22 protein-coding genes, 3 tRNA genes, 3 rRNA genes and 1 pseudogene are annotated in these 26,836 nt (G+C 49.4%); 15 read left to right on the plus strand and 14 right to left on the minus strand.

Features of this window, described 5'->3' with window-relative positions; all coding sequences use genetic code 11:
• Nucleotides 1-6 precede the first annotated feature (6 nt).
• From proS to metN, 6 genes are all read right to left on the minus strand, one after another.
• Nucleotides 7-1,725: a proline--tRNA ligase gene (proS, locus tag AB1E22_RS13565; RefSeq protein WP_367595778.1), complete on the minus strand. Its 1,719-nt coding sequence runs from the start codon at nucleotides 1,723-1,725 to the stop codon at nucleotides 7-9.
• A 113-nt stretch (nucleotides 1,726-1,838) separates the two neighbouring features.
• The gene (gene tsaA / locus AB1E22_RS13570) at nucleotides 1,839-2,546 is read right to left on the minus strand and encodes a tRNA (N6-threonylcarbamoyladenosine(37)-N6)-methyltransferase TrmO (RefSeq protein WP_367595779.1); all 708 of its coding nucleotides are present in this window, start codon (nucleotides 2,544-2,546) and stop codon (nucleotides 1,839-1,841) included.
• A complete protein-coding gene (gene rcsF / locus AB1E22_RS13575; protein ID WP_367595780.1) occupies nucleotides 2,543-2,947 on the minus strand; it encodes an Rcs stress response system protein RcsF in 405 nt (134 codons plus the stop codon). Before rcsF ends, tsaA begins: the two co-directional genes overlap by 4 nt.
• 114 nt (nucleotides 2,948-3,061) lie before the next feature.
• Nucleotides 3,062-3,877, minus strand: coding sequence for a methionine ABC transporter substrate-binding lipoprotein MetQ (gene metQ / locus AB1E22_RS13580; protein WP_367595781.1), 816 nt, complete (start codon nucleotides 3,875-3,877; stop codon nucleotides 3,062-3,064).
• A gap of 44 nt (nucleotides 3,878-3,921) precedes the next feature.
• The gene (locus tag AB1E22_RS13585; RefSeq protein ID WP_367595782.1) at nucleotides 3,922-4,575 is read right to left on the minus strand and encodes a methionine ABC transporter permease MetI; all 654 of its coding nucleotides are present in this window, start codon (nucleotides 4,573-4,575) and stop codon (nucleotides 3,922-3,924) included.
• Entirely contained in the window at nucleotides 4,568-5,599 is a 1,032-nt protein-coding gene (metN, locus tag AB1E22_RS13590; protein ID WP_367595783.1) for a methionine ABC transporter ATP-binding protein MetN, read from the minus strand. Before metN ends, AB1E22_RS13585 begins: the two co-directional genes overlap by 8 nt.
• Nucleotides 5,600-5,787: 188 nt before the next feature.
• Between metN and gmhB the strand changes: the two genes are divergently transcribed.
• The 7 genes from gmhB to dkgB all read left to right on the plus strand — a co-directional run bounded on the left by gmhB (nucleotide 5,788) and on the right by dkgB (nucleotide 12,920).
• Nucleotides 5,788-6,354 carry a D-glycero-beta-D-manno-heptose 1,7-bisphosphate 7-phosphatase gene (gmhB, locus tag AB1E22_RS13595; RefSeq protein ID WP_367595784.1) on the plus strand — a complete coding sequence of 189 codons (567 nt, stop codon included), beginning with the start codon at nucleotides 5,788-5,790 and terminating at the stop codon, nucleotides 6,352-6,354.
• 397 nt (nucleotides 6,355-6,751) lie between these two features.
• Nucleotides 6,752-8,293, plus strand: a 16S ribosomal RNA gene (locus tag AB1E22_RS13600).
• Between the two features lie 86 nt (nucleotides 8,294-8,379).
• Nucleotides 8,380-8,455, plus strand: a tRNA-Glu gene (locus AB1E22_RS13605).
• Between the two features lie 218 nt (nucleotides 8,456-8,673).
• Nucleotides 8,674-11,581 (plus strand): 23S ribosomal RNA (locus AB1E22_RS13610).
• A gap of 109 nt (nucleotides 11,582-11,690) precedes the next feature.
• Nucleotides 11,691-11,806 (plus strand): 5S ribosomal RNA (gene rrf, locus AB1E22_RS13615).
• Together the 16S, 23S and 5S rRNA genes with 2 tRNA genes alongside form the textbook arrangement of a ribosomal RNA operon.
• A gap of 57 nt (nucleotides 11,807-11,863) precedes the next feature.
• Nucleotides 11,864-11,940 (plus strand) — tRNA-Asp (locus tag AB1E22_RS13620).
• A 176-nt stretch (nucleotides 11,941-12,116) separates the two neighbouring features.
• Nucleotides 12,117-12,920, plus strand: a complete 804-nt coding sequence (gene dkgB, locus AB1E22_RS13625; RefSeq protein ID WP_367595785.1) for a 2,5-didehydrogluconate reductase DkgB — start codon at nucleotides 12,117-12,119, stop codon at nucleotides 12,918-12,920.
• Here dkgB and yafC read toward each other — a convergent pair.
• Nucleotides 12,917-13,830: pseudogene (gene yafC, locus AB1E22_RS13630) on the minus strand (DNA-binding transcriptional regulator YafC). The gene dkgB and the pseudogene yafC sit on opposite strands and share 4 nt — an antisense overlap.
• A 104-nt stretch (nucleotides 13,831-13,934) precedes the next feature.
• Between yafC and AB1E22_RS13635 the strand changes: the two are divergent.
• From AB1E22_RS13635 to AB1E22_RS13645, 3 genes are all read left to right on the plus strand, one after another.
• Nucleotides 13,935-15,110 carry an MFS transporter gene (locus AB1E22_RS13635; RefSeq protein WP_367595787.1) on the plus strand — a complete coding sequence of 392 codons (1,176 nt, stop codon included), beginning with the start codon at nucleotides 13,935-13,937 and terminating at the stop codon, nucleotides 15,108-15,110.
• Nucleotides 15,111-15,260: 150 nt separating this feature from the next.
• Entirely contained in the window at nucleotides 15,261-16,064 is an 804-nt protein-coding gene (locus tag AB1E22_RS13640) for an endonuclease/exonuclease/phosphatase family protein (RefSeq protein WP_367597375.1), read from the plus strand.
• Between the two features lie 71 nt (nucleotides 16,065-16,135).
• Nucleotides 16,136-16,903 carry a class I SAM-dependent methyltransferase gene (locus AB1E22_RS13645; protein ID WP_367595788.1) on the plus strand — a complete coding sequence of 256 codons (768 nt, stop codon included), beginning with the start codon at nucleotides 16,136-16,138 and terminating at the stop codon, nucleotides 16,901-16,903.
• A gap of 44 nt (nucleotides 16,904-16,947) precedes the next feature.
• Here the strand turns inward: AB1E22_RS13645 and mltD are convergent, their stop codons facing one another.
• Both mltD and gloB read right to left on the minus strand, forming a co-directional pair.
• A complete protein-coding gene (gene mltD / locus AB1E22_RS13650; protein WP_367595789.1) occupies nucleotides 16,948-18,306 on the minus strand; it encodes a murein transglycosylase D in 1,359 nt (452 codons plus the stop codon).
• 70 nt (nucleotides 18,307-18,376) lie between these two features.
• Nucleotides 18,377-19,132 (minus strand): hydroxyacylglutathione hydrolase, encoded by a 756-nt coding sequence (gene gloB, locus AB1E22_RS13655; RefSeq protein ID WP_367595790.1) that lies wholly within the window; start codon nucleotides 19,130-19,132, stop codon nucleotides 18,377-18,379.
• Nucleotides 19,133-19,168: 36 nt separating this feature from the next.
• Between gloB and AB1E22_RS13660 the strand changes: the two genes are divergently transcribed.
• Nucleotides 19,169-19,933, plus strand: coding sequence for a class I SAM-dependent methyltransferase (locus AB1E22_RS13660; RefSeq protein ID WP_367595791.1), 765 nt, complete (start codon nucleotides 19,169-19,171; stop codon nucleotides 19,931-19,933).
• Here the strand turns inward: AB1E22_RS13660 and rnhA are convergent.
• Entirely contained in the window at nucleotides 19,884-20,411 is a 528-nt protein-coding gene (rnhA, locus tag AB1E22_RS13665; protein WP_367595793.1) for a ribonuclease HI, read from the minus strand. The genes AB1E22_RS13660 and rnhA overlap by 50 nt on opposite strands.
• Between rnhA and dnaQ the strand changes: the two genes are divergently transcribed.
• A complete protein-coding gene (gene dnaQ / locus AB1E22_RS13670; RefSeq protein ID WP_367595794.1) occupies nucleotides 20,410-21,141 on the plus strand; it encodes a DNA polymerase III subunit epsilon in 732 nt (243 codons plus the stop codon). The genes rnhA and dnaQ overlap by 2 nt on opposite strands.
• Before the next feature lie 133 nt (nucleotides 21,142-21,274).
• Nucleotides 21,275-21,351: transfer RNA gene (locus AB1E22_RS13675), tRNA-Asp, on the plus strand.
• Nucleotides 21,352-21,395: 44 nt separating this feature from the next.
• Here the strand turns inward: AB1E22_RS13675 and AB1E22_RS13680 are convergent.
• Entirely contained in the window at nucleotides 21,396-22,892 is a 1,497-nt protein-coding gene (locus AB1E22_RS13680) for an NCS1 family nucleobase:cation symporter-1 (protein ID WP_367595795.1), read from the minus strand.
• Between the two features lie 224 nt (nucleotides 22,893-23,116).
• Here AB1E22_RS13680 and AB1E22_RS13685 point away from each other — a divergent pair, with 224 nt between their 5' ends.
• Nucleotides 23,117-23,854, plus strand: a complete 738-nt coding sequence (locus AB1E22_RS13685) for an aspartate/glutamate racemase family protein (protein ID WP_367595796.1) — start codon at nucleotides 23,117-23,119, stop codon at nucleotides 23,852-23,854.
• Between the two features lie 32 nt (nucleotides 23,855-23,886).
• Complete coding sequence (gene puuE, locus AB1E22_RS13690) at nucleotides 23,887-24,858, plus strand: allantoinase PuuE (protein WP_367595797.1); 972 nt, start codon at nucleotides 23,887-23,889, stop codon at nucleotides 24,856-24,858.
• Between the two features lie 8 nt (nucleotides 24,859-24,866).
• On the opposite strand, the gene hpxZ is transcribed toward puuE, so the two are convergent.
• From hpxZ to hpxX, 3 genes are read right to left on the minus strand one after another with little or no spacing between them, the layout of a single operon-like run.
• Entirely contained in the window at nucleotides 24,867-25,250 is a 384-nt protein-coding gene (hpxZ, locus tag AB1E22_RS13695) for an oxalurate catabolism protein HpxZ (RefSeq protein WP_367595798.1), read from the minus strand.
• Nucleotides 25,251-25,255: 5 nt separating this feature from the next.
• The gene (locus AB1E22_RS13700) at nucleotides 25,256-26,641 is read right to left on the minus strand and encodes an AtzE family amidohydrolase (protein ID WP_367595799.1); all 1,386 of its coding nucleotides are present in this window, start codon (nucleotides 26,639-26,641) and stop codon (nucleotides 25,256-25,258) included.
• Nucleotides 26,638-26,826: an oxalurate catabolism protein HpxX gene (hpxX, locus tag AB1E22_RS13705; RefSeq protein WP_367595800.1), complete on the minus strand. Its 189-nt coding sequence runs from the start codon at nucleotides 26,824-26,826 to the stop codon at nucleotides 26,638-26,640. The genes AB1E22_RS13700 and hpxX overlap by 4 nt, the downstream gene beginning before the upstream one ends.
• Between the last annotated feature and the right edge of the window lie 10 nt (nucleotides 26,827-26,836).

Consider the following 26,836-nt stretch of genomic DNA (forward strand, 5'->3'; position numbering starts at 1 on the left):
TTGTACTTAGCGTTTAATCTGCGCCAGCAAGAAATCAATGATTTCGTTGGTTTTGATCATCTGCTTTTCGCTTTCACGACGATTTTTGTATTCAACTTCTTCGTTATCAAGGTTACGATCCCCAATAACGATAGTATGTGGAATACCGATCAGTTCCATATCAGCAAACATTACGCCTGGACGCTCTTTACGGTCATCCATCAACACTTCAATACCTTTCGCACGCAGGGAAGAGTACAGCTCTTCAGCCAGCTCTTTCACGCGGAAGGACTTGTGCATGTTCATTGGCAGGATGGCAACCTGGAACGGAGCAATCGCATCCGGCCACAAAATGCCGCGCTCGTCGTTGTTCTGCTCAATGGCTGCAGCAACAACACGCGTTACACCGATACCGTAGCAACCCATGGTCAGAGTCTGGTTACGGCCATCTTCGCCCTGAACGGCAGCTTTCAATGCTTCTGAATATTTAGTACCGAGCTGGAAGATATGACCCACTTCGATACCGCGTTTAATCAGCAGTGTACCTTTACCGTCCGGGCTTGGATCGCCTTCAACTACGTTACGGATGTCAGCCACCTCTGGCAGCGCAACATCGCGTTCCCAGTTAATACCAACGAAGTGTTTACCGTCAATATTGGCACCTGCTGCGAAATCACTCATTGCAGCAACGGTACGGTCAATCACAACCGGGATTGGCAAGTTAATCGGGCCAAGTGAACCTGGACCTGCTTTAACTACAGCACGAATTTCTTCTTCACTCGCAAAGGTCAGCGGGCTGGCAACTTGCGGAAGTTTTTCAGCTTTAACTTCATTGAGCTCATGATCGCCACGGATTAGCAGGGCAACCAGCGGATAAGCGCTGCCTTCGGTGGCTTTAACCATCAACGTTTTAACTGTTTTTTCGACTGGCAGGTTAAATTGCTCGACCAGCTCGGCGATGGTTTTTGCGTTCGGGGTGTCAATCTGCGTCATTTCAACAGTCGGAGCAGCACGACCGCCAGCCGGAGCAACCGCTTCAGCAAATTCGATGTTAGCTGCGTAATCAGAATCGGTTGAGAAGATAACATCATCCTCACCGCTCTGTGCCAGCACCTGGAATTCGTGAGAGGCGCTACCGCCGATGGAGCCGGTATCAGCTTCTACTGCACGGAAATCCAGACCCATACGGGTGAAGATTTTGCTGTAAGCCTGATACATCGCATCATACGTTTCCTGCAAAGATTCCTGAGAAGTATGGAAAGAGTAAGCATCTTTCATCAGGAATTCGCGGGAGCGCATAACGCCGAAGCGTGGGCGAACTTCGTCACGGAACTTAGTCTGGATCTGGAAGAAGTTTAGCGGCAGTTGTTTGTAAGAGCTCAACTCGTTACGAATCAGGTCAGTGATGACCTCTTCGTGAGTTGGACCGAGCACAAATGGGCGATCGCCACGATCGACAAAACGCAGCAGTTCTGGGCCATATTGTTCCCAACGGCCACTTTCTTGCCATAAGTCAGCGGGCTGAACCACAGGCATACATACCTCGATTGCACCGGCGTTGTTCATCTCTTCACGCACGATGTTTTCGACTTTTTTCAGAACGCGCAAACCGGTCGGCAACCAGGTATATAAACCGGAAGCAAGTTTGCGGATCATCCCGGCACGGAGCATCAGTTGATGACTGATGACCTCGGCGTCGGCTGGTGTCTCCTTCAGTGTGGAGAGCAGATATTGGCTAGTACGCATGTTGTTACGGTTCCATTTGAACGGCAGATAACTGGCTACCAAAGTAGCCTGATGCAAAATAAGTGTTTTAGTTTACCAGTGTGACAGGGATGTCAAAAGAGAAGGGCGATAAATTAACGGCTTTCAACGGCAAACACTTCTGAACCCTGTTCGGTTACACGCCAGCGCACGTTAAAATCCAGCAATAAAACGGCGTAGATTTTACCGACATCCTCACCTTTACGATAAGCCGGACGCGGGTCCTGCGCCAATACCTGGCAGATAAAGCGTTCAATATGCGGATAACGTTTATCAAGCTGCGATAACTGTTGCAATACTTCTGGTGTGAAGTAAACCGGCATATCGGCTGCAGGAGCGTTTTGCGCGTAACCCGCAACGGCTTCTGGCACCGCTTCGGCAAACGGCAGATAAGGTTTGATATCAACGACAGGTGTGCCATCGACCAAATCCAGGCTACCCAGTTGCAAAATAACCTGATCTTTCTGGCAGCGAATCCCTTTTAGCTCAACGAGAGACATGCCGATGGGGTTGGGGCGAAACGTCGATCGCGTAGCGAACACACCCATTCGCGCATTCCCGCCCAGACGGGGCGGGCGCACCGTTGGCCGCCAGCCGCCTTCCATCGTTTGATGAAAGACAAATAGCACCCAGAGATGACTAAAACCTTCGAGACCACGAACCGCATCGGCCACATTATAAGGCGGCAGAAAATGCAATTCACCGCCACCATCAGTGACTAAACCGGGCTGACGGGGAACGGCAAACTTCTCTTTATAAGGGGAGCGGATAACGCCAATTTGCTCGAAACTAAAGGCTGTCATTTTGCAGAAACGTTTAATGCCGAGCCGACACAAACGGCCTGACGGTAACAGCCTGGTGTACCGCTGGTGACATCACAGCTATGCAGTAGTACTGCGTTTGCTTTCATTTTTGATGCATTGATTTGCAGACGTTTACGCGCCGTAGGGATATTCGGGGGGGAATCCTGATTGCTCACCTGGCATGATTCTCCGCTCACTTCACCGAGATCGCGGAAGGGTTTACCCACTAAATCTTCAGCATTGGTGTAGATTCTTACAGGTGCAGGTTTAGCTGGTTTTGGTTTAGCAGGCTCGACTTTCGGCGGTGTTGCAGTGCTTTTGATAGGTTCAACGGGGGATCTGCTTAGCATAGTACAGCCGCTCAGCATGACTGCTAATAAACAGATCGGTAAAGCACGCATAATTTTTCCTCAATGAATGATAAAACGCGAATATTGAATCAAGCTCTTGCACAAATAACAAGACGGGCATTCGCCCGTCTTAGATTATTTACGCAAAAATAGAAGAATGGAAACTTACCAGCCTTTTACTGCGCCGCCGTTAAAGACTTTGTTTGCTGCTTCGTAAACTTCATCAGACTGGTAAGCCTGAACGAATTTCTTCACGTTTTCAGCGTCTTTATTATCTTCGCGGGAAACGATCAGGTTTACGTATGGAGAGTCTTTATCTTCAACGAAGATACCGTCTTTCGCTGGAGTCAGGCCAATCTGGCTTGCGTATGTGGTGTTAATGATAGCCAGAGCAATCTGCGCATCATCCAGAGAACGTGGCAGCTGTGGTGCTTCCAGTTCAACCAGTTTCAGATTTTTAGGGTTCTCAGTCACATCCAGTACGGTTGGCAGCAGACCAACGCCATCTTTCAGTTTGATCAGACCTTGTTTTTGCAGCAGCAGCAGGGAGCGGCCAAGGTTAGTTGGGTCGTTTGGCAGAGCAATTTGCGCACCTGTTTGCAGTTCATCCAGAGATTTGATTTTTTTGGAGTAGCCAGCAATTGGGTAAACGAAAGTGTTACCTACAGAAACCAGCTTGTAGCCGCGGTCTTTGATCTGCTGATCCAGGTATGGTTTGTGCTGGAAGGCGTTTGCGTCGATATCGCCTTTGCTCAGCGCTTCGTTAGGCAAAACGTAATCGTTAAAAGTTACCAGCTCAACATCCAGGCCGTATTTCTCTTTTGCGACTTTCTGCGCAACTTCAGCAACCTGCTGTTCTGCGCCAACAATCACGCCTACTTTAATATGGTTTGGATCTTTCTCGTCCTGGCCACAACCCACGAGTGCCAGAGAACCAATCAGAGCACCAACTGCTGCAAAGGTTTTAAATTTAAAAGACATATCCCTTCCTTACTATGTGTAAAAACGATGTTGTGTTGAACGTATTATTTGTGAGTAACAGCCCGGACGATACGATCGCCAGAGAATTGAATTAAATACACTAATACCACCAATAACACTAATACCGTATTCATCACGGTCGCGTTATATCCGATATAACCGTACTGATAACCAATCTGGCCTAAGCCACCGGCACCAACGGCACCGCCCATCGCAGAATAGCCTACGAGAGTAATCAGCGTAATAGTTGCTGCATTGACCAGACCTGGCAGCGCTTCTGGCAGCAGAACTTTGCGGATGATCTGCATTGGGGTTGCGCCCATTGCGCGTGAAGCTTCAATTAAGCCTGATGGGATCTCAAGCAGGGCGTTTTCAACCATACGGGCGATAAATGGCGCAGCACCCACGGTTAATGGAACGATGGCGGCTTGCAGGCCAATCGAGGTTCCGACAATCGCGCGAGTAAATGGAATCATCCATACCAGCAAGATAATGAACGGAATTGAACGGAAGATATTCACCAGCGCTGAAAGGCTGTTATAAAGCTTGCCGTTGGCACTGATTTGCCCTGGGCGGGTAATATAAAGCAACACCCCAACCGGCAGGCCCAGAACAAAACCAAAGAAGCCTGACACAAATGTCATCGCCAGCGTTTCATACACGCCTTTTAACAGTAACCACATCATTGGCTCAGACATAACCCAGCACCTCTACTTTTACATGTTGCTGCTGCAGGTATGCGATTGCAGCGTCCATATCCTGATGTTCACCATGCAATTCGCACAGCATAATGCCGAACTTAACACCACCGGCGTAATCCATCTGCGCGCTGATAATATTGCTGTTCACATTAAAGCGACGGGCGGTTTCGGAAAGTAGCGGGGCATCAACAGATTGACCGGTAAATTCAAGGCGCAACAACGGAACGGTAGTCGTGCTTTTATCTGTGCTTAAACGCTGGGCGTAGTCTTCTGGAATATCCAGATGCAGAGTCGACTGAATAAACTGTTGTGCGAGCGGTGTCTTAGGATGAGAGAACACTTCGCTCACCGTATCTTGTTCTATTAATTCACCGTCGCTTATCACCGCAACGCAATCACAGATGCGTTTTACGACATCCATTTCATGAGTAATTAACAGAATCGTCAGCCCGAGACGACGGTTAATATCTTTCAACAGCTCGAGAATAGAACGCGTTGTTGCCGGGTCGAGTGCGCTGGTGGCCTCATCGCACAGCAGGACTTTTGGATTGCTGGCCAAGGCACGAGCAATAGCGACACGCTGTTTTTGCCCACCGGAAAGGTTGGCTGGGTACGCATCATGCTTTTCACTCAGGCCAACCAAATCGAGTAATTCGGTCACGCGACGTTTAACTTCTTCACGCGGAGTGTTGTCCAGCTCCAATGGTAATGCGACGTTACCAAAAACCGTGCGAGAAGAGAGCAAATTAAAGTGCTGGAAAATCATGCCAATCTGACGGCGTGCTTTAGTGAGCTGGCTTTCAGAAAGCGTCGTCAGTTCCTGACCGTCGACGAGAACTGAGCCTTGTGTTGGGCGCTCAAGCAGGTTCACGCAGCGAATAAGTGTGCTTTTACCTGCGCCTGATGCGCCGATCACGCCATAAATTTGCCCTGCAGGAACATGCAAACTGACGTTATTCAACGCCTGTATGCTGCGGCTTCCTTGCTGGAACACTTTGGTGATATTCGAAAGTTTAATCATTAGGTTATTTATTATCGTATGAGTGTAAGCCGTGGCATTTTCTACTGCCGATAACGGGCGATGACCGTCATCAATATGGATGTTAAGGCATCCAGACGTCTAAATCAATCAGCGAATGATTGTCTGTTCTCGCCCAAATACCAATTCATGCGATACTACATCAAATCCCCAGTATCAGGAGTTTCCAAGTGGCACAGTCTGTTCCCGCTATTTTTCTCGATCGTGATGGCACCATTAATGTTGATCATGGTTATGTCCATGAAGTTGATCAGTTCGAGTTCATTGATGGTGTGATTGACGCAATGCGTGAGTTAAAAGCAATGGGCTATGCGTTAATTCTCGTTACCAACCAATCTGGCATTGCCCGTGGCATGTTTACTGAAGCAGATTTTGAAAATCTGACGGAATGGATGGACTGGTCTTTAGCTGACCGTGGCGTTGACCTGGATGGTATCTATTATTGCCCGCATCATCCTGATGCAATAGTAGAAGAGTTTCGTCAATGCTGTGATTGTCGTAAACCTCAACCAGGCATGTTGCTTTCTGCTCAGGAGTTTTTGAGTATCGATATGGCTTCTTCTTATATGGTTGGTGATAAATTAGAAGACATGCAGGCAGCAGCCGCTGCTCAAGTTGGGACAAAAGTTCTGGTTCGTACAGGGAAACCAGTCACTGAGCAAAGCGAAACGGCGGCAGATCTTGTCATTAATAGCCTCGCAGACCTTCCAAAAGCCATTAAAACGCGCCAAAAATAGCCATTGCGGTCAAAAAGTGTGCGGTTGGTAATTATTTTGAAAATAGGGGTTGTCAGCTTCCAGAAAATCCCTATACTGCGCCTCCACTGACACGGCACAACGGCTTACAAACCGGCCCGTCAGCCAGACGAAAAGCGAAAATAAACGCTTGACTCTGAAAGAGGAAAGCGTAATATACGCCACCTCGAGTTAGCAAGCGAAAGCGCGTAACTCACTGCTCTTTAACAATTTATCAGACAATCTGTGTGGGCACTCGCAGGATTGATATCTCAGATACCTCCGGGTATCAAAAAAATATCAAGTCTTGAAGAGTGACCAAGCAGTAATTCATTTAGTTGAATTATTACGAAAGTTAATTTTTGAGCACCGCTTACTCATTGTAAGCAAATCAAGCTTTTAATTGAAGAGTTTGATCATGGCTCAGATTGAACGCTGGCGGCAGGCCTAACACATGCAAGTCGAGCGGCAGCGGGAAGTAGCTTGCTACTTTGCCGGCGAGCGGCGGACGGGTGAGTAATGTCTGGGAAACTGCCTGATGGAGGGGGATAACTACTGGAAACGGTAGCTAATACCGCATAACGTCTTCGGACCAAAGAGGGGGACCTTCGGGCCTCTTGCCATCAGATGTGCCCAGATGGGATTAGCTAGTAGGTGAGGTAATGGCTCACCTAGGCGACGATCCCTAGCTGGTCTGAGAGGATGACCAGCCACACTGGAACTGAGACACGGTCCAGACTCCTACGGGAGGCAGCAGTGGGGAATATTGCACAATGGGCGCAAGCCTGATGCAGCCATGCCGCGTGTATGAAGAAGGCCTTCGGGTTGTAAAGTACTTTCAGCGAGGAGGAAGGCGTTAAGGTTAATAACCTTGGCGATTGACGTTACTCGCAGAAGAAGCACCGGCTAACTCCGTGCCAGCAGCCGCGGTAATACGGAGGGTGCAAGCGTTAATCGGAATTACTGGGCGTAAAGCGCACGCAGGCGGTTTGTTAAGTCAGATGTGAAATCCCCGGGCTCAACCTGGGAACTGCATTTGAAACTGGCAAGCTTGAGTCTTGTAGAGGGGGGTAGAATTCCAGGTGTAGCGGTGAAATGCGTAGAGATCTGGAGGAATACCGGTGGCGAAGGCGGCCCCCTGGACAAAGACTGACGCTCAGGTGCGAAAGCGTGGGGAGCAAACAGGATTAGATACCCTGGTAGTCCACGCCGTAAACGATGTCGACTTGGAGGTTGTTCCCTTGAGGAGTGGCTTCCGGAGCTAACGCGTTAAGTCGACCGCCTGGGGAGTACGGCCGCAAGGTTAAAACTCAAATGAATTGACGGGGGCCCGCACAAGCGGTGGAGCATGTGGTTTAATTCGATGCAACGCGAAGAACCTTACCTACTCTTGACATCCACAGAATTCGGCAGAGATGCCTTAGTGCCTTCGGGAACTGTGAGACAGGTGCTGCATGGCTGTCGTCAGCTCGTGTTGTGAAATGTTGGGTTAAGTCCCGCAACGAGCGCAACCCTTATCCTTTGTTGCCAGCGGTCCGGCCGGGAACTCAAAGGAGACTGCCAGTGATAAACTGGAGGAAGGTGGGGATGACGTCAAGTCATCATGGCCCTTACGAGTAGGGCTACACACGTGCTACAATGGCGCATACAAAGAGAAGCGACCTCGCGAGAGCAAGCGGACCTCATAAAGTGCGTCGTAGTCCGGATCGGAGTCTGCAACTCGACTCCGTGAAGTCGGAATCGCTAGTAATCGTAGATCAGAATGCTACGGTGAATACGTTCCCGGGCCTTGTACACACCGCCCGTCACACCATGGGAGTGGGTTGCAAAAGAAGTAGGTAGCTTAACCTTCGGGAGGGCGCTTACCACTTTGTGATTCATGACTGGGGTGAAGTCGTAACAAGGTAACCGTAGGGGAACCTGCGGTTGGATCACCTCCTTACCTGAAAGATACGAACTTGCGTAGTGCTCACACAGATTGTCTGATAGATGTAAAGAAGCAAGGCGTCTTGCGAGTGAGACTTCAGTGTCCCCTTCGTCTAGAGGCCCAGGACACCGCCCTTTCACGGCGGTAACAGGGGTTCGAATCCCCTAGGGGACGCCACTTGCTGGTTTGTGAGTGAAAGTCGCCGACCTCAATATCTCAAAACTGACTTAGCAGTCACGTTTGAGATATTTGCTCTTTAAAAATCCGGAACAAGCTGAAAATTGAAACGACACACTGTTTCCTTTCTCCGTAATAAGAAAGGAAGTGAAGTGTGTTCGAGTCTCTCAAATTTTCACGACACCGATTGTGTCTCACGAGACACCTTCGGGTTGTGAGGTTAAGCGACTAAGCGTACACGGTGGATGCCCTGGCAGTCAGAGGCGATGAAGGACGTGCTAATCTGCGATAAGCGTCGGTAAGGTGATATGAACCGTTATAACCGACGATTTCCGAATGGGGAAACCCAGTGCAATCCGTTGCACTATCGTTAAGTGAATACATAGCTTAACGAAGCGAACCGGGGGAACTGAAACATCTAAGTACCCCGAGGAAAAGAAATCAACCGAGATTCCCCCAGTAGCGGCGAGCGAACGGGGAGCAGCCCAGAGTCTGAATCAGTTTGTGTATTAGTGGAAGCGTCTGGAAAGTCGCAGGGTACAGGGTGATACTCCCGTACACAAAAATACACCTTCTGTGAACTCGAAGAGTAGGGCGGGACACGTGGTATCCTGTCTGAATATGGGGGGACCATCCTCCAAGGCTAAATACTCCTGACTGACCGATAGTGAACCAGTACCGTGAGGGAAAGGCGAAAAGAACCCCGGCGAGGGGAGTGAAACAGAACCTGAAACCGTGTACGTACAAGCAGTGGGAGCCTCTTTATGGGGTGACTGCGTACCTTTTGTATAATGGGTCAGCGACTTATATTCTGTAGCAAGGTTAACCGTATAGGGGAGCCGCAGGGAAACCGAGTCTTAACTGGGCGTTAAGTTGCAGGGTATAGACCCGAAACCCGGTGATCTAGCCATGGGCAGGTTGAAGGTTGGGTAACACTAACTGGAGGACCGAACCGACTAATGTTGAAAAATTAGCGGATGACTTGTGGCTGGGGGTGAAAGGCCAATCAAACCGGGAGATAGCTGGTTCTCCCCGAAAGCTATTTAGGTAGCGCCTCGTGAACTCATCTTCGGGGGTAGAGCACTGTTTCGGCTAGGGGGCCATCCCGGCTTACCAACCCGATGCAAACTACGAATACCGAAGAATGTTATCACGGGAGACACACGGCGGGTGCTAACGTCCGTCGTGAAGAGGGAAACAACCCAGACCGCCAGCTAAGGTCCCAAAGTCATGGTTAAGTGGGAAACGATGTGGGAAGGCACAGACAGCCAGGATGTTGGCTTAGAAGCAGCCATCATTTAAAGAAAGCGTAATAGCTCACTGGTCGAGTCGGCCTGCGCGGAAGATGTAACGGGGCTAAACCATGCACCGAAGCTGCGGCAGCGACACTTAGGTGTTGTTGGGTAGGGGAGCGTTCTGTAAGCCGTCGAAGGTGGCCTGTGAGGGCTGCTGGAGGTATCAGAAGTGCGAATGCTGACATAAGTAACGATAAAGCGGGTGAAAAGCCCGCTCGCCGGAAGACCAAGGGTTCCTGTCCAACGTTAATCGGGGCAGGGTGAGTCGACCCCTAAGGCGAGGCCGAAAGGCGTAGTCGATGGGAAACAGGTTAATATTCCTGTACTCGGTGTTACTGCGAAGGGGGGACGGAGAAGGCTATGTTGGCCGGGCGACGGTTGTCCCGGTTTAAGCATGTAGGCGGGAAGTTTAGGTAAATCCGGACTTCTGTATAACGCTGAGGTGTGACGACGAGGCACTACGGTGCTGAAGTGACAAATGCCCTGCTTCCAGGAAAAGCCTCTAAGCATCAGGTAACATCAAATCGTACCCCAAACCGACACAGGTGGTCAGGTAGAGAATACCAAGGCGCTTGAGAGAACTCGGGTGAAGGAACTAGGCAAAATGGTGCCGTAACTTCGGGAGAAGGCACGCTGTCGGTAAGTGAAACCCCTCGCGGGTGGAGCTGAAGGCAGTCGAAGATACCAGCTGGCTGCAACTGTTTATTAAAAACACAGCACTGTGCAAACACGAAAGTGGACGTATACGGTGTGACGCCTGCCCGGTGCCGGAAGGTTAATTGATGGGGTTAAGCGCAAGCTGAAGCTCTTGATCGAAGCCCCGGTAAACGGCGGCCGTAACTATAACGGTCCTAAGGTAGCGAAATTCCTTGTCGGGTAAGTTCCGACCTGCACGAATGGCGTAATGATGGCCAGGCTGTCTCCACCCGAGACTCAGTGAAATTGAAATCGCTGTGAAGATGCAGTGTACCCGCGGCAAGACGGAAAGACCCCGTGAACCTTTACTATAGCTTGACACTGAACACTGGTCCTTGATGTGTAGGATAGGTGGGAGGCTTTGAAGCGAGGACGCCAGTTCTTGTGGAGCCAACCTTGAAATACCACCCTTTAATGGCTGGTGTTCTAACGTAGACCCGTGATCCGGGTTGCGGACAGTGTCTGGTGGGTAGTTTGACTGGGGCGGTCTCCTCCTAAAGCGTAACGGAGGAGCACGAAGGTTAGCTAATCACGGTCGGACATCGTGAGGTTAGTGCAAAGGCATAAGCTAGCTTGACTGCGAGAGTGACGGCTCGAGCAGGTGCGAAAGCAGGTCTTAGTGATCCGGTGGTTCTGAATGGAAGGGCCATCGCTCAACGGATAAAAGGTACTCCGGGGATAACAGGCTGATACCGCCCAAGAGTTCATATCGACGGCGGTGTTTGGCACCTCGATGTCGGCTCATCACATCCTGGGGCTGAAGTAGGTCCCAAGGGTATGGCTGTTCGCCATTTAAAGTGGTACGCGAGCTGGGTTTAGAACGTCGTGAGACAGTTCGGTCCCTATCTGCCGTGGGCGCTGGAGAATTGAGGGGGGCTGCTCCTAGTACGAGAGGACCGGAGTGGACGCATCACTGGTGTTCGGGTTGTCATGCCAATGGCATTGCCCGGTAGCTAAATGCGGAAAAGATAAGCGCTGAAAGCATCTAAGCGCGAAACTTGCCCCGAGATGAGTTCTCCCTGAGCCTTTAAGGCTCCTGAAGGAACGTTGAAGACGACGACGTTGATAGGCTGGGTGTGTAAGCGTAGCGATACGTTGAGCTAACCAGTACTAATGATCCGTGAGGCTTAACCTTACAACACCGAAGGTGTTTTGGTGAGAGAGATTTGATTTTAATTTTCAGCTGAATTCCGGATTTAGGTTAACGGTCACCCGGGAGGTGACGGTTAATGAAACAGAATATGCCTGGCGGCACTAGCGCGGTGGTCCCACCTGACCCCATGCCGAACTCAGAAGTGAAACGCCGTAGCGCCGATGGTAGTGTGGGGTCTCCCCATGCGAGAGTAGGGAACTGCCAGGCTCCAAATTCAAAGCAGTAAGAGCCAGAGTGACATCTGGTGGTAGTAAGAAATTCGGTGGAGCGGTAGTTCAGTCGGTTAGAATACCTGCCTGTCACGCAGGGGGTCGCGGGTTCGAGTCCCGTCCGTTCCGCCACTTATTAAGCCCTGAGTCTTTTAGACTCAGGGCTTTTTTCTTGCCTGAAATTCAATAAAAAATCTCTTATTATTGTTTTTGATGCAAATATCTTCTGCATTTATCTACCTTTTTCAGCAAAGTTGTTCCCTCCATAATCCTCGTATAACAAACACATATCCCCCAACGAGGTAAAAATGACAATTCCTGCATTTGGTTTAGGTACTTTTCGTTTAAAAGACGATGTCGTTATCAAGTCCGTAAAAACAGCGCTTGAATTAGGTTATCGTGCCATTGATACCGCTCAAATCTATGACAATGAAGCGGCTGTTGGGCTGGCGATCAAAGAAAGTGGTGTTGCACGTGAAGATCTCTTTATCACGACCAAAATCTGGATTGAGAATTTGGACAAAAACAAACTCATTCCAGGTCTGAAGGAAAGTTTGCGTAAGTTGCATACTGATTACGTTGATTTAACCCTGATTCACTGGCCATCACCGAATGATGCTGTGCCAGTCGCTGAGTTCATGCAGGCATTATTGACTGCGAAAAATGAAGGACTGACGCGCCAGATTGGTATTTCTAATTTCACTATCGATCTGATGCAGCAAGCCATAGATGCCGTTGGTGCTGAGAATATTGCGACCAATCAAATTGAGCTTTCTCCATATTTGCAGAACCGCAAAGTGGTGGAGTGGGCAAACAAACATAACATCCATATCACCTCGTATATGACACTTGCCTATGGCAAAGCCCTGTCAGATGAAGTGATTGGGCAAATTGCTCTGAAACATAATGCGATCCCAGCGCAGGTCATTTTGGCATGGGCAATGAAGTTGGGTTATGCCGTTATTCCTTCATCCACAAAACGTGAAAACCTGCAAAGCAACTTACAGGCACAGATTCTCACGCTGGATGAGGACGATATGTCGGCTATTGCTGACCTTGACCGTAATGACCGACTGGTGAGTCCAGAAGGTTTGGCTCCAGCCTGGGATTAATTTTCCATTACAGCCCCTGCGGGGGCTGTTGCACATGCTCACTGAGAAAATCAATAAATGCTCGGATACGACTGCTGACTGCCCGGTCGCTGTAATACACCGCACTAAAAGGCATTTCGACTGGCAACAGTTTATCTGTCAGTAACTCGACAAACTTTCCCTCAGCAATCTCTTTATTAATCATATAGTCAGAAAGACAAGCAATACCATTTCCGCTCAGGCAAAGTTGCTTGAGTGTTTCACCGCTATTTGATGTTATTCCCCCTGTTATGTCATAACGCAGCCCATCAGCTTGAGCTACAGGCCATTTATTCAGACTTTCCGTCTCAGAAAACCCCAGGCAAATATGATCCTGAAGATCCTCTGCTGTCTGCGGTGTACCGTATTGGGCTAAATATTCTGGAGAGGCAATAATTTTACGTTGGCTGGTAAAAAGAGGCCTTGCCCGTAGAGTGGAGTCAGTCAAAGTGCCCGCGCGGATCGCCACATCAACCTTTCGCTCAATCAGGTTGATGAATGTTTCCGATGAAATAAGCGAGAGCGTTACCTCCGGATAGCGTTCACGGAAGGGCTTAATGAGTGGCATCAAAAGATGCAACATAACAGGTGTCGCGGCATCTATTCGCAATAAACCGCGAGGACTTTGCCGGGTTTCCATCAGTTCATTTTCCGCAGCTGCCATCTCCTGCAATATTTGTTGGACACGGCGGAAATAGCGCTCACCTTCCTCTGTCAGGCTTAACTGGCGCGTTGTGCGATTAAGTAGTGTCACACCCAACTTCATTTCCAGTTTCTTGACTGAGCGGCTTACCGCTGAGTTTGCTAACTCAAGTTGTATAGCCGCTCGACTAAAACTTCCACTTTCCACAACGGCGACAAAAATAGCCAGTTCTTCAGAGGTAGCCTTCATTGTTGCTCCTGAGGCAAAATTATATTGAGATTTTGCATATTTTTGTTATTTAACCATCTTGCCATACTGCGTGTCATCAAAAGACACCTGCTATGGAGTAAATCATGCCTCTGGCACTTTGGGCACTGACCATCAGTGCATTCGCAATCGGTACAACTGAGTTTGTTATTGTCGGTTTGGTACCAACCATTGCCGATCAGCTTTCAATTTCATTACCTTCCGCTGGCCTGCTAGTTTCTATATACGCATTGGGTGTTGCCGTTGGGGCTCCGGTGCTAACTGCACTCACTGGGAAATTACCGCGTAAACAATTATTGATTGGCCTGATGGCTCTCTTTACCGCAGGGAACGTGTTAGCGTGGCTTTCACCAAACTATGAAACATTGGTTATTGCCCGTTTATTGACTGGCCTCGCCCACGGTGTTTTCTTCTCGATTGGTTCCACAATTGCTACAAGCCTTGTGCCTAAAGAGAAAGCCGCGTCGGCTATTGCGATTATGTTTGGTGGCTTGACCGTTGCATTGGTCACTGGCGTGCCACTTGGCACGTTTATCGGTCAGCATTTTGGGTGGCGTGAAACCTTCCTTGCAGTTTCTGCAATCGGGGTGATTGCATTAATCAGCAGCACTATTCTGGTGCCAAAAGACATTCCAACCCGTGCAGTTGCCAGGCTGAAAGATCAATTAAAAGTCATGACACATCCACGTTTATTGATCATCTATGCAATAACCGCCCTGGGTTACGGTGGTGTGTTTACCGCATTTACCTTCCTGGCGCCGATGATGCAAAATCTTGCTGGATACTCACCGGCTGCAGTGAGCTGGATTTTACTGGGATATGGCGTAGCTGTGGCTATCGGTAATATCTGGGGAGGAAAATTGGCTGACCGTCATGGTGCAGTGCCTGCCCTGAAGTTTATTTTTGCAGCACTTGCCGCATTGCTGCTGGTTTTCCAGTTCACATCAAGTTCGCACCTTGGCGCGTTGGTGACTGTATTAATTATGGGGGTTTTTGCCTTCGGTAATGTACCTGGCTTGCAAGTATACGTCGTGCAGAAAGCGGAGCAATATACACCAAACGCGGTTGATGTCGCCTCAGGCCTGAATATCGCCGCTTTTAACGTCGGAATCGCGTTAGGATCGGTGATTGGCGGCCAGACTGTGCAACGCTTTGGTTTGGCACAAACACCATGGATTGGGGCTGTGATTGTCGTTGTGGCGTTGCTGTTAATTACTGTCAGCGGTCGGCTTGATACGCGTCGTGAAGTCGCAATCGACTAGCCCCTTTTGAGGAAGGCTGTTAGCAATTACTTACGGTCTTGTTCATCAATGGTTAAATTGGTCGTTGAAACTCTGCACCAAAGTCCCTATAACTGAAAGACAGCCTTCGATTTGGAGGCTTCTTTGGTTATAGAGGTCATCAGTAAAAACGTGCGCAAAAATACTTATGCCATGAGATATGTTGCCGGACAGCCAGCAGAACGTATTCTGCCTCCTGGCTCGTTTGCAACTATAGGCCAGGCATTGCCACCCGGAGAACCCTTACCCAGTGAGGCTTCTTTGAAAGTATTGGTCTGGAATATCTTTAAGCAGCAGCGCGCCGAATGGCTTTCAGTGCTGCAAAATTTTGGTAAAGATGCCCACCTGGTTTTATTGCAGGAGGCACAAACCACTCCTGAGCTGGTGAGATTTGCTACCAGCAATTATTTGGCTGCGGATCAGGTTCCAGCCTTTTTACTGCCTCAACACCCTTCAGGTGTCATGACATTATCCGCCGCGCACCCGGTTTATTGCTGCCCACTGCGTGAGCGTGAGCCGATTTTACGTTTATCTAAATCCGCTTTAGTCACCGTTTATCCGTTGCCAGATGGCCGCCTGTTGATGGTCGTTAATATTCATGCAGTGAATTTCAGTCTTGGCGTGGATGTCTACAGCAAGCAACTTGGGCCGATTGGCGATCAAATTGGTCACCACAATGGCCCAGTTATTATGGCGGGCGATTTTAATGCCTGGAGCCGTCCACGCATGAACGCGCTGTACCGTTTTGCTCGAGAGATGGCCCTACGAGAAGTTCGCTTTACTGATGATCATCGCCGCCGTGCTTTTGGTCGCCCCCTCGATTTTGTTTTTTATCGTGGTTTAAACGTCACAGAAGCTTCTGTTCTGGTTACTCGCGCGTCCGATCACAACCCTCTACTAGTCGAATTTCGTCCCGGCAAACCTGAGCTGAAGTAAGGTTCGTCAGGTCTGCCACTGGGCAGACTTGTACGCTGCCCTTACTTATAATCAACTGCAAGGACAACACAATGACAACACAGTCTCACCACGACAAAGTCGATCAACAATTTGGTTCTCAGGCTAGAGCTTATCTGACGAGCGCGGTACATGCTTCAGGGCGTGATCTGGAACGCCTGAGTGCTCGTCTGGCTGATTTCTCTGATGCGCGTTTGCTTGATATGGGATGCGGGGCAGGGCATGCCAGTTTTATTGCTGCGGCTCAGGTGAAAAACGTTGTTGCCTACGATCTCTCAGAGCAAATGCTGGCGGTAGTAAACGATGCAGCTAAAACTCGTGAGATCTCGAACATAACGACCCAGCAGGGTTATGCTGAAATACTGCCGTTTGAAAATGATGCATTTGATGTTGTCATCAGCCGCTATTCAGCTCACCACTGGCATGATGTGGGCAAAGCGCTGCGCGAAGTAAAACGCGTATTAAAGCCTGGCGGCGTGATTATCTTTATGGATGTGATGTCTCCGGGGCACCCGGTTCTCGATATTTGGCTGCAAACCGTCGAAGCGTTGCGGGACACTTCGCATGTTCGCAATTATTCCAGCGGAGAGTGGTTGAGTATGTTTAATGATGCGGGGTTAGTGACGCAAAATCTGCTTTGTGACCGCCTGAATCTGGAATATTCGAGCTGGATTGCACGAATGAGAACGCCAGCAGTGATGGCTGAGGCTATTCGAGCTTATCAGCGAAGTGCATCGGACGAAGTGCAACGCTATTTTGAATTGCAGGCAGATGGTTCGTTTACAAGCGATATTGTGATGCTGGAAGCGGTGAAATTTTGATATAAAAAAGGCACCTTTTAGGTGCCTTTTCTTCGAATCAACAATCACGTATCAGGTGTAGAGTTGTTGCTCACGAACAGCGTCAACTGATCGCCCGGTTTCAAATTGTCGGTATCATCGTTCCAGCGCAATACATCTTTGATGTTCACGCCGTGACGTTTCGCGATACTGGACAATGAATCACCCTTACGAACCTTATAGGTGATGCTATCGTTTTTAGCTAAACGCCCGTCGCCTTTTTTGACGTTAAGCGTTTGGCCCACTTTTAAGTGTGCGCTACGGATGCCATTCCAGCTTTGTAACTCTTTGGTGCTCACGCCTAAACGTGAAGCAATGCTCGATAAGGTATCACCTGAACGAACACGATAAGATTTACTGCCACCTGCGGTGCCGCTGTTATCAGCGATCATCCTTGGTTGCACAGCAGCTATCTCACCAGCAGCCAAAGAGGCTTTAAGCTGATCTGCATGCTTTTTAGGTACCATTACGTAACGTTGATTTTTGCCAATCGTCGACGTTTTCACCCCGGCATTGAACGTTTTCAACGTATTTAATGATATACCCGCCATTTCGGCGACCTGCGTAAGCTCAACCTGATCGCTAACTTCCACACGTGCTAACGCACGGCTTTCATCAGTCGTCGGTAAGCGTACACCGTACTTTTTGTTGTTTTTGAGAATATCACTCAAAGCCAACATTTTCGGCACGTAAATTTTGGTTTCCCGTGGCAGTGAAAGCGACCAAAAATCCGTAGGTAAGCCACGAGCTTTATTCGCTTTCATTGCCTTCAGTACACGACCTTCGCCGCTGTTGTACGCCGCCACGGTTAACAACCAGTCGCCGTCAAACATCTTATTCAGACGCTGCATCATATCGAGTGCGGCAGTGGTTGAAGCCACTACATCACGACGTGCATCGTATGCTTTGGTCTGTTTTAAACCATAATTGCGCCCCGTGCTCGGTACTATCTGCCAGATGCCAGCGGCATTTGCAGAAGAGGTAGCGTGGGGGTCAAAAGCGCTCTCCACTATGGGTAGCAGTACTAGTTCCATTGGCATGTTACGTTTCTTAACTTGCCCGGCAATCCAGTACATATACGGCTCTGCCCGTAATGTTACATCGTGGAGATAGCTCTTATTCTTCAGGTAATTCTGTTTCTGTTCGCGGATCCGGGTATTTTCCGGTATCCCCATCTTTAGCTCGTCGCCAATGAAGTTCCACAAGTTTTGGTTATCCGCGAGGAATGTCCCATCGTCCATCCATCGCGTACCTGTGTACTTTCCTGCTTCACCTTGACCAGCTGCAGACAGACTCTGTGCGTGCTGTTGGATGTTGCCGTCATGCCTTGACGCCTGGCACCCCACTAGCAGGACAGAGGCGAGTAATATCGCTTTTGCCTTCATGTGTGTGTCAATAGTTGCTTAAAAGACGAGCAAGGATACCTTCAGGTTTAAAACAACACAACCCTAAAATTTAGAATGCATCTTTCTTTGTTCGTAACCATGCGAATATCTGCTGTGGTTGTTGCAAGTTTGTTTCTTTTGATATTTTCTCTTTTAAATCAATATCATCTGTTCTCAGAAATAAATTTATCTTGCGCTCATTTTCTAACGAACTTGGCAATGTTGATTGGTTTTTTGCACGTAACTCCTTAACTTTTCGACAATAACGGTTTAAGTCATCATCGTTGGGTAAAATAGATAAGGAAAATTGTATGTTTGAAAGAGTGTATTCATGTGCACAACAAATTAACGTTTCAGCAGGAAGGTTATTAAGCTTTTGAAAAGAATCAAACATATTTTTGGCGGTGCCTTCAAAAAGCCTGCCGCAGCCACCAGAAAACATCGTGTCGCCGCAAAAAAGATAAGGTTTACTATAGAAACAGATATGTCCTAAAGTGTGACCAGGTGTGGCAAATACAGTAAATTCATACTCCAAAATATTGACCTTCTCGCCGTCTCTGACTACCCGGCTCGTTCCCTTATCTAGTGTCTCTTCGGGGCCGTATACCACAAGCCCTGGATACTTTTTGAGAAGTTCTTTTACGCCGCCAACATGGTCATTGTGGTGGTGAGTGAGCAAAATGGCTTCGGGTTGCCATTGGTTCTGCTCAAGAGCGGTAAGTACTGGTTGAGCATCACCGGGGTCTACGATGATGCATTTCCCCTGCTCATTAGTCAGAACCCAGATGTAGTTATCCTGGAATGCAGAAATACTGTTAAGATTCATAATTCAACCTCTTTGAATTGCGCTAAGAAGGTAGTGATGAAACCGGCAAGGATACCTGATAATTTCATTCCACCGCATCATTGGGGAGAACTGCCCTGGGGTGAGTACTACCGTGAGGCACTGGAAACCCAACTCCAGCCCTGGCTTGCAAAAATGTTTGGTTTCCATCTCCTGAAGATTGGCAATTTGAGCACGGAAATCAATACCGAAGGCTGCGCTATTTCACACCAGGTGAATGTCGCCTTACAGGGCGAGCGTCTTCAAGTCCATGCGGACCCGCTTCAACTCCCCTTTGCCGCTAAATCTATCGATGCATGTATGTTGGCCCATACATTACCCTGGTGCCAGGATCCTCACGGATTACTGCGAGAAGTTGACCGAGTTTTGATTGATGATGGCTGGTTAATTATGAGCACCTTTAACCCGATAAGTTTATTGGGTCTGGGGAAAGCGGTGCCTTTTATTCGTAAACGCACGCCATATCGTTGCCGCATGTTTACCCCAATGAGAATGTTCGATTGGCTGGCATTGCTGAATTTTGAAGTGATGCATCAGCGTAGTTTTCAGGTTTTACCCTGGAGTAAGCAAGGTGGGAAAATGCTCAGTACCCATCTTCCTGCGTTGGGGTGTATGCATGTAATTGTGGCACGCAAGCGGACGTTGCCGCTTACGCTTAATCCCATGAAAAGCCGCAAAACGAAAACGCAAATTCGCTCAGCGGTGGGGGCGACCAGGCAGTTTCGTGAAACGACTAAAGTTTCGCCTCTGGGACATAACCCACATCCTCATGAATTGGATTAGATGCCGCCTCACGAGCCAACACATCACAACGTTCGTTTTCAGGGTGACCGGCATGGCCTTTCACCCACTCCCAACTGATTTTATGCTCACTCAATGCCGCATCAAGCCTTTTCCATAGATCCACGTTCTTCACTGGTTTTTTATCTGCAGTTTTCCAACCACGTTTTTTCCAGTTATGGATCCACTGAGTAATGCCCTGGCGGACATATTGGCTATCGGTGCTTAATACCACATCGCAATGCTCAACCAATGCTTCGAGCGCCACGATTGCGGCCATCAATTCCATGCGATTATTCGTGGTTAAGCGGTAACCTTCGCTGAAAATTTTTTCGTGTTGTTTGTATCGTAAAATCGCACCATAACCACCCGGACCCGGGTTACCGAGGCAAGATCCATCGGTGAAAATTTCTACCTGTTTGCGCATCTCTGGTAGACTTCCTGTGATTAAAAAACTAAGTCTGACATAAACGAGCGCCATGAGCACACCAATTACACGACAGATCGTCCTCGATACTGAAACTACCGGTATGAACCAAATCGGTGCTCACTACGAAGGGCATCGCATTATTGAAATCGGTGCGGTTGAAGTGATCAACCGCCGCCTGACGGGTAATAACTTCCATGTCTATTTAAAACCGGATCGCTTAGTCGACCCGGAAGCCTTTGGCGTGCATGGTATTGCTGATGAGTTTCTGGCCGACAAACCAACCTTTGACCAGGTTGCTGATTCATTCATGGATTACATCCGTGGCGCAGAACTTGTCATCCATAATGCCTCGTTTGATATCGGGTTTATGGACTATGAGTTCGGTAAACTCAAACGTGATATCCCGAAAACCAACACCTTCTGCAAGGTCACCGATAGCCTGGCGCTGGCACGTAAGATGTTTCCCGGTAAGCGAAACAGCCTGGATGCACTCTGCTCTCGCTATGAAATAGACAACAGCAAACGAACGCTGCACGGCGCATTACTCGATGCCCAAATACTGGCTGACGTCTATTTAATGATGACCGGCGGGCAAACTTCCCTGAAGTTTGCCATGGAAGGGGATGTGCAGCAGCGCTCCGGAGACAACGGTATTCAGCGTATTGTCCGCCATAGCAGCGGTGTACGCATTATTCGCGCAAGTGATACAGAGCTAGAAGCGCATGAATCGCGACTTGATCTTGTTGAGAAGAAAGGCGGAAGCTGCCTATGGCGCATATAAAAACCGCGTAAATGGATTAAAAACCACCGTTCGGGTGAAAATTGCGGCAAACGATTATTTTGATAAGAAAAAGTGTTGACGCTCCAGACCACAATACGTAATATCTGCCTCGTTCCCGACGGGGAACAAACGCGGAGCGGTAGTTCAGTCGGTTAGAATACCTGCCTGTCACGCAGGGGGTCGCGGGTTCGAGTCCCGTCCGTTCCGCCACAATTAGAAAGCCTGAATCAGAAATGATTCAGGCTTTCGTCGTTTTACTCTTTCGAAACAGCGATCTCTCCGTTATAACCCGCCACATCACTCACCTTCTCAGCACGCGCCAGCCAGCGATAACAGCCAGCACTCAGGAAGGCTCCGATAAACCAGCTAAAGTTAGCCACGCTATGCAATGCTGGAATAAAACTGATCGTCAGGCAAACGGCAACTGAAGGCACCAGGGCAAGTATTGCTTTGGGATTGAAGCCGCGTTTGTACCAATAGCGGCCTTTTGGAGTGTCATCAAACAGATCGTCGACGTAAATTTTGCTGCGTTTGATGATGTAGAAATCCGTCAGCAGAATACCGAACAACGGTCCAATGAATGACCCGAGCACGTCCAGCGTGTAATGGATAAGCTCTGGCGACTGGAACAAGTTCCAGGGGGTTAACAACACGGAACCGACCGCCGCAATCATGCCGCCTGTACGGAAGCTGATTTTCTGCGGTGAGCAGTTAGAAAAGTCGAATGCGGGTGAGACGAAATTCGCGACAATATTAATCCCGATAGTGGCGGTAATCATGGTCAGCAAACCAATTGCCATCGCAAGGCTATTTCCTACGTGGCTTACCGTTTCGATGGGGTCGGTGATCATTTTGCCAAACAGCGATTGGGTACCGGAGACAATGATGACGGTGACGATGGAAAACAGCAGGAAGTTAAACGGAAGCCCCCAACGGTTACCCCGGCGAATTTCTTTCATACTTTTGCCGTAGCGGGAGAAGTCTCCAAAGTTCAGCAGCGGGCCCGAGAAGTAAGAAACGACCAGCGCGGTGGCGGTCAGCATCTCCCAGGCTTGTTCGCCGGAAGTGAGTTGCTTACTGGCAAGCGTAAACGAAATACCGTCGAATCCTGTTTGATATAAAATCCAGCCGGCCAGCGCCATCATCACGACATATACAGCAGGCCCTGCGATATCAATGAATCGCTTAATTGCGTTCATCCCATGCCAGAACACCATCGCTTGCAATACCCACATGATGCCAAAGCAAATCCATCCGAGATGGGAAAGCCCCAGGAAATGCCCGCTGGTCATTGGCGCAAGTGACGGCCAAAACTTCAGCATCACTAACATCAATGCATTTGCCGCCAGATAGGTTTGAATACCGTACCAGGCGAAGGCGATAAGCCCGCGAATCACTGCCGGAATGTTGGCACCGAATACACCAAATGCCTGGCGGCAAATCACTGCATAAGGCACACCCGCCATCTGGCTGGGTTTTGCGACCAGGTTTGCACAAATTTGCACGATGCAAATTCCAACCAACAAGCAAACTAACACCTGCCAGCTTGCTAATCCCAACGTGAAGAAACTGGCCGCCACCACATAGCCACCCATACTGTGCACATCGGACATCCAGAAAGAAAAAATGTTGTACCAAGACCACGTCTGGTTGCGCGTTGGCGCCAGATCATCATTACAAAGGCGCGGGCTGTACCCGGCGTTGGCGTTATCAATTGTGGTCGTTGCATTGTGTTCAATATTACCTGGCATGATATCTGCTCCTTTCAAAAACAGATGCTGACGGAATGTCTGCAACTTTCGTTGCATTAACCAGGCCAGGTTTCATTTTTAAAGAAACGATGGGCGTTTTAACGCCAAATGGCGCATTAATAAGGCTATGTTGAGAGCTTCCTTGCATTATCATAGTGCAACAAATCATCACTTTGCCCTGGCGTAGTGCTGCATGTCAGGGCGAAAAACCAACAGGAACCCGTATGACGCAACATTTGATTCAGGTTATTAATCCCAATACCAACGTAGCGATGACACACACAATCGCTGAAGCTGCCCGTAGTGTGGCCGCGCCATCAAGCAAAATTATGGCGGTCTGTCCGACCCAGGGCGTGGAATCGATAGAAGGGCATTTTGATGAAGCGGTTGCCGCAATCGGTGTGCTTGAGCAAATCAAACTGGGCAAGGAGCAGGGCGTCAGCGGCCATGTGATTGCCTGTTTTGGTGATCCTGGCTTGCTGGCCGCGCGTGAACTCGCCACTGGCCCGGTAATAGGTATCGCAGAAGCGGCGATGCATATGGCGACGCTTGTTGCGACACGATTTTCTATCGTCACCACACTTCCGCGGACGGTAATTATTGCCCGTCATTTATTGCGTCAGTATGGATTTGAACACCATTGTGCAGCGCTGCATGCGATCGACTTACCGGTACTCGCCCTGGAAGATGGCACGGGTCTTGCTCAGATGAAAGTACGCGAGCGTTGTATACAGGCGATAAAGGAAGATAACAGCGGGGCCATTGTGCTTGGCTGCGGCGGGATGGCAAATCTTGCCCGGGAGTTAACTTCAGAGCTGGGGATTCCGGTGATTGATGGCGTCACCGCTGCGGTGAAAATGGTGGAATCCCTGATTGCACTTGGCCTTGGCACCAGCAAAAACGGCGACCTCGCGTATCCCAATAAAAAGCCGCTATCTGGCTATTTTAACATGCTGAGTTGATGTTCAGGCTCGGCCAGACAAGGAACCGAACCATGCAAGCCGAGCCAAAAAAAATCTATAGCTTTACCGAAAACTACCCGCGTGACATGAAAGGTTATGCCGGTAAGCCGCCTCATGCGCAGTGGCCGAATAACGCTCGAATTGCCGTGCAGTTTGTCCTCAACTTTGAAGAGGGGGGCGAAAACCACGTACTGCATGGTGACGCTGGGTCGGAACAATTCCTCTCGGATATTATCGGCGCCGCCAGTTTCCCGGATCGCCATATGTCCATGGATTCTCTCTACGAATATGGCTCTCGCGCCGGATTCTGGCGCATCCATAATGAGTTTCAAAAGCGCGGCCTGACGATGAGTATTTTCGGTGTCGCAATGGCGCTGGCGCGGAATCCAGAAATTGTCGCGGCGATAAAAGCGGCGGATTATGACGTGGTGAGCCACGGCTGGCGCTGGATCCATTATCAAAACCTGGATGAAGCAACCGAACGCCAGCATATGCACCAGGCCATCGAAATTCTTGAAGATTTATTTGGCAGTAAACCGCTGGGCTGGTACACCGGCCGCGACAGCCCAAACACACGTCGGCTGGTGGCTGAAAAGGGTAACTTCCTTTATGACAGCGATTATTACGGTGACGATCTGCCGTTCTGGAACGAAGTGACCTGTAGCGACGGCTCCGTGAAACCGCATCTGATTGTGCCTTATACGCTTGATACTAACGACATGCGCTTTGCCACCGCGCAGGGGTTTAATACTGCCGAGCAATTTTATACCTATCTGAAAGACAGCTTTGATGTGTTGTACGAGGAAGGTGAAACGTCACCGAAAATGATGTCGATAGGTATGCACTGCCGTTTACTGGGGCGTCCGGGGCGCTTCAGGGCGCTACAGCGTTTTCTGGATTATGTGCAGCAGCACGATGATGTGTGGATCTGTCGCCGCCAGGATATTGCCGAGCATTGGGTGAAAACGCATCCATTTTCTTCACTCTCCCGACAGGGAGAGTGAGACTAGTATCAACCCATCAAACTCACATGTGCCGCAACGATACGCCAGCCATAAGGGAACTTGACCCAGGTTTGCATCTGGCGGCCAATTTTATCGCTGCCTTCGCGGGTGAACTCGGTACTGGCAACTGCCATATCATCGCCATATGTCGTGATAGTGGTGTTTTGCAAAAGGCGGTCTAACCCCTGAGATGAACGACTGTTTCTGAACGCTCTGATTTCTTCAATACCGTATAAATTTTCGTTGGCACCGTAGCGGACAGTACGCGGATCGGACCAAAACAGTTCGTCTAATACCGCAACATCGTTGCTGATTAACGCCTGCTCATAGCGGTAAAAAGCGGCACTCACCTCATTAACGATTGCCGGGCGATCAATATTGTCTCGCGTCATAATACTTACCTTACCTGGTGGGTTTTCCCCATCAGCATACCCTTTATTTCAAGCTGATGGGCGGCTTGCAGGCAGATATCTTCCCGCCATGGCGCGGCTATAAGCTGCACGCCAATAGGATGGCCACTTGCGGTAGCTAACGGCACTGTGATAACCGGCAAGCCAAGGAAAGAAATAGGCTGGGTTAGCATCCCCATACTGGCTTTGACAGGGAGCTCTATCCCGTTTATGTGCATGGTTTGCTGACCAATCAGTGTGGCGCTGCACGGTGTTGCAGGGGCGATAAGCAAATCGAAATTTTCGAAGAGCGGCAGGGTCTTATCACGAAACCACGCCCGGAAACGTTGTGCCTGCGTATACCAGGCTGAAGGGGTCATTGCGCCTGCTAACAGGCGTTCGCGGGAGTTAGGTTCAAAACGCTCTGCCTGCTCGCGGAGTGTGGGTAAGTAATGATTTCCCCCTTCCGCTGCGGTCAGCAAAAATGCCGCCGAACGTGCTAATTCCGCTTCCGGTAATGTTATGCATTCGATGGCTTCAAGGGCTCGAGCCACCTGAGCTACCGCCGCTTTAGCATCATCATCACACCCGCTATCAAAAAATCCACCCAATACAGCGCAGCGCATATTAACGGGCTGCTCAAGGATTTCAGAAACGAGTTCGATATTGCGATCTGCCTGGAAAAGATCGTGGGGATCGGATCCCTGGAGCGCGTCATAAACGCGAGCCAGATCATCCACACTGCGAGCTAAAGGCCCGATATGATCGAGGCTTGCAACAAATGGCTGGCTGCCGCTACGGGAAAGGCGTCCGAACGTTGGCTTTAATCCGAGTACACCGCACAGCGAAGCCGGAACCCGAATCGAGCCGTTGGTATCCGTGCCCAGAGTAAAATTCACTACTCCTGCGGCGACGGCTGCGGCTGAACCGCCGGATGAACCGCCCGCAATTCGGGTTATATCATGTGGATTTCGTGTCGCGCCATAATAGCTATTTTCCGTGGTAAAGCCGTAGGCGTAGGCATCCATATTCAGCGCACCTGAAAGCATTGCCCCGGCTTTGCTCAGTTGTTTAATAGCGAATGCATCATCGCTCGTGGCCGGCAGTGTGCTAAAAAGTTCCGCGCCCGCAAGCGTTATCACCTCTTTAATATCAAAGATATTCTTCACCGCATATGGCACGCCAGCTAATAAGGGAAGTGTTTCTCCACGTAAGCGCTGTTGGTCAATGGCGGCAGCTTCTTGCATCAGACGTTTCGCGGTGACTTCCGTAAAAGCATTAATCTCAGGGTGCGTTTTTTCTATTTTGGCAAGCGTAAGCCCGGCCAGTTCCTGCGCGGAAAACTCGCCGCTGGCTAATCCCTGCTGAATTTCACGAATGGAAGGCGTGCTCATAATTTATAGACTCCCGCCACTTCCTGGCGTTGTGGCAGGGGAAATTCCATCAGCGGCTCAGCGAGGGCTGCCATGCGAGTCAACTGGACTTCGAGTTCTTTTCGGCGCGAGTCATCCAGGGGAACGTTGAGCAGTTGTTCCATTAGCTGGATATAAACGGGCCAGTCGATAGGTTTTGCGGTCATTGTTTTATCC

Origin of the sequence: Buttiauxella gaviniae, assembly GCF_040786275.1 — a bacterium.
In the GTDB taxonomy this organism is placed as follows: Bacteria; Pseudomonadota; Gammaproteobacteria; order Enterobacterales; family Enterobacteriaceae; genus Buttiauxella; species Buttiauxella gaviniae_A.

Coding starts and splice junctions, on each gene's coding strand:
- proS (WP_367595778.1), bottom strand. CDS start 1,725: ATGCGTACTAGCCAATATCTGCTCTCCACACTGAAGGAGACACCAGCC.
- tsaA (WP_367595779.1), bottom strand. CDS start 2,546: ATGACAGCCTTTAGTTTCGAGCAAATTGGCGTTATCCGCTCCCCTTAT.
- rcsF (WP_367595780.1), bottom strand. CDS start 2,947: ATGCGTGCTTTACCGATCTGTTTATTAGCAGTCATGCTGAGCGGCTGT.
- metQ (WP_367595781.1), bottom strand. CDS start 3,877: ATGTCTTTTAAATTTAAAACCTTTGCAGCAGTTGGTGCTCTGATTGGT.
- AB1E22_RS13585 (WP_367595782.1), bottom strand. CDS start 4,575: ATGTCTGAGCCAATGATGTGGTTACTGTTAAAAGGCGTGTATGAAACG.
- metN (WP_367595783.1), bottom strand. CDS start 5,599: ATGATTAAACTTTCGAATATCACCAAAGTGTTCCAGCAAGGAAGCCGC.
- dkgB (WP_367595785.1), top strand. CDS start 12,117: ATGACAATTCCTGCATTTGGTTTAGGTACTTTTCGTTTAAAAGACGAT.
- AB1E22_RS13635 (WP_367595787.1), top strand. CDS start 13,935: ATGCCTCTGGCACTTTGGGCACTGACCATCAGTGCATTCGCAATCGGT.
- AB1E22_RS13645 (WP_367595788.1), top strand. CDS start 16,136: ATGACAACACAGTCTCACCACGACAAAGTCGATCAACAATTTGGTTCT.
- mltD (WP_367595789.1), bottom strand. CDS start 18,306: ATGAAGGCAAAAGCGATATTACTCGCCTCTGTCCTGCTAGTGGGGTGC.
- gloB (WP_367595790.1), bottom strand. CDS start 19,132: ATGAATCTTAACAGTATTTCTGCATTCCAGGATAACTACATCTGGGTT.
- AB1E22_RS13660 (WP_367595791.1), top strand. CDS start 19,169: ATGAAACCGGCAAGGATACCTGATAATTTCATTCCACCGCATCATTGG.
- dnaQ (WP_367595794.1), top strand. CDS start 20,410: ATGAGCACACCAATTACACGACAGATCGTCCTCGATACTGAAACTACC.
- rnhA (WP_367595793.1), bottom strand. CDS start 20,411: ATGGCGCTCGTTTATGTCAGACTTAGTTTTTTAATCACAGGAAGTCTA.
- AB1E22_RS13680 (WP_367595795.1), bottom strand. CDS start 22,892: ATGCCAGGTAATATTGAACACAATGCAACGACCACAATTGATAACGCC.
- AB1E22_RS13685 (WP_367595796.1), top strand. CDS start 23,117: ATGACGCAACATTTGATTCAGGTTATTAATCCCAATACCAACGTAGCG.
- puuE (WP_367595797.1), top strand. CDS start 23,887: ATGCAAGCCGAGCCAAAAAAAATCTATAGCTTTACCGAAAACTACCCG.
- hpxZ (WP_367595798.1), bottom strand. CDS start 25,250: ATGACGCGAGACAATATTGATCGCCCGGCAATCGTTAATGAGGTGAGT.
- AB1E22_RS13700 (WP_367595799.1), bottom strand. CDS start 26,641: ATGAGCACGCCTTCCATTCGTGAAATTCAGCAGGGATTAGCCAGCGGC.
- hpxX (WP_367595800.1), bottom strand. CDS start 26,826: ATGACCGCAAAACCTATCGACTGGCCCGTTTATATCCAGCTAATGGAA.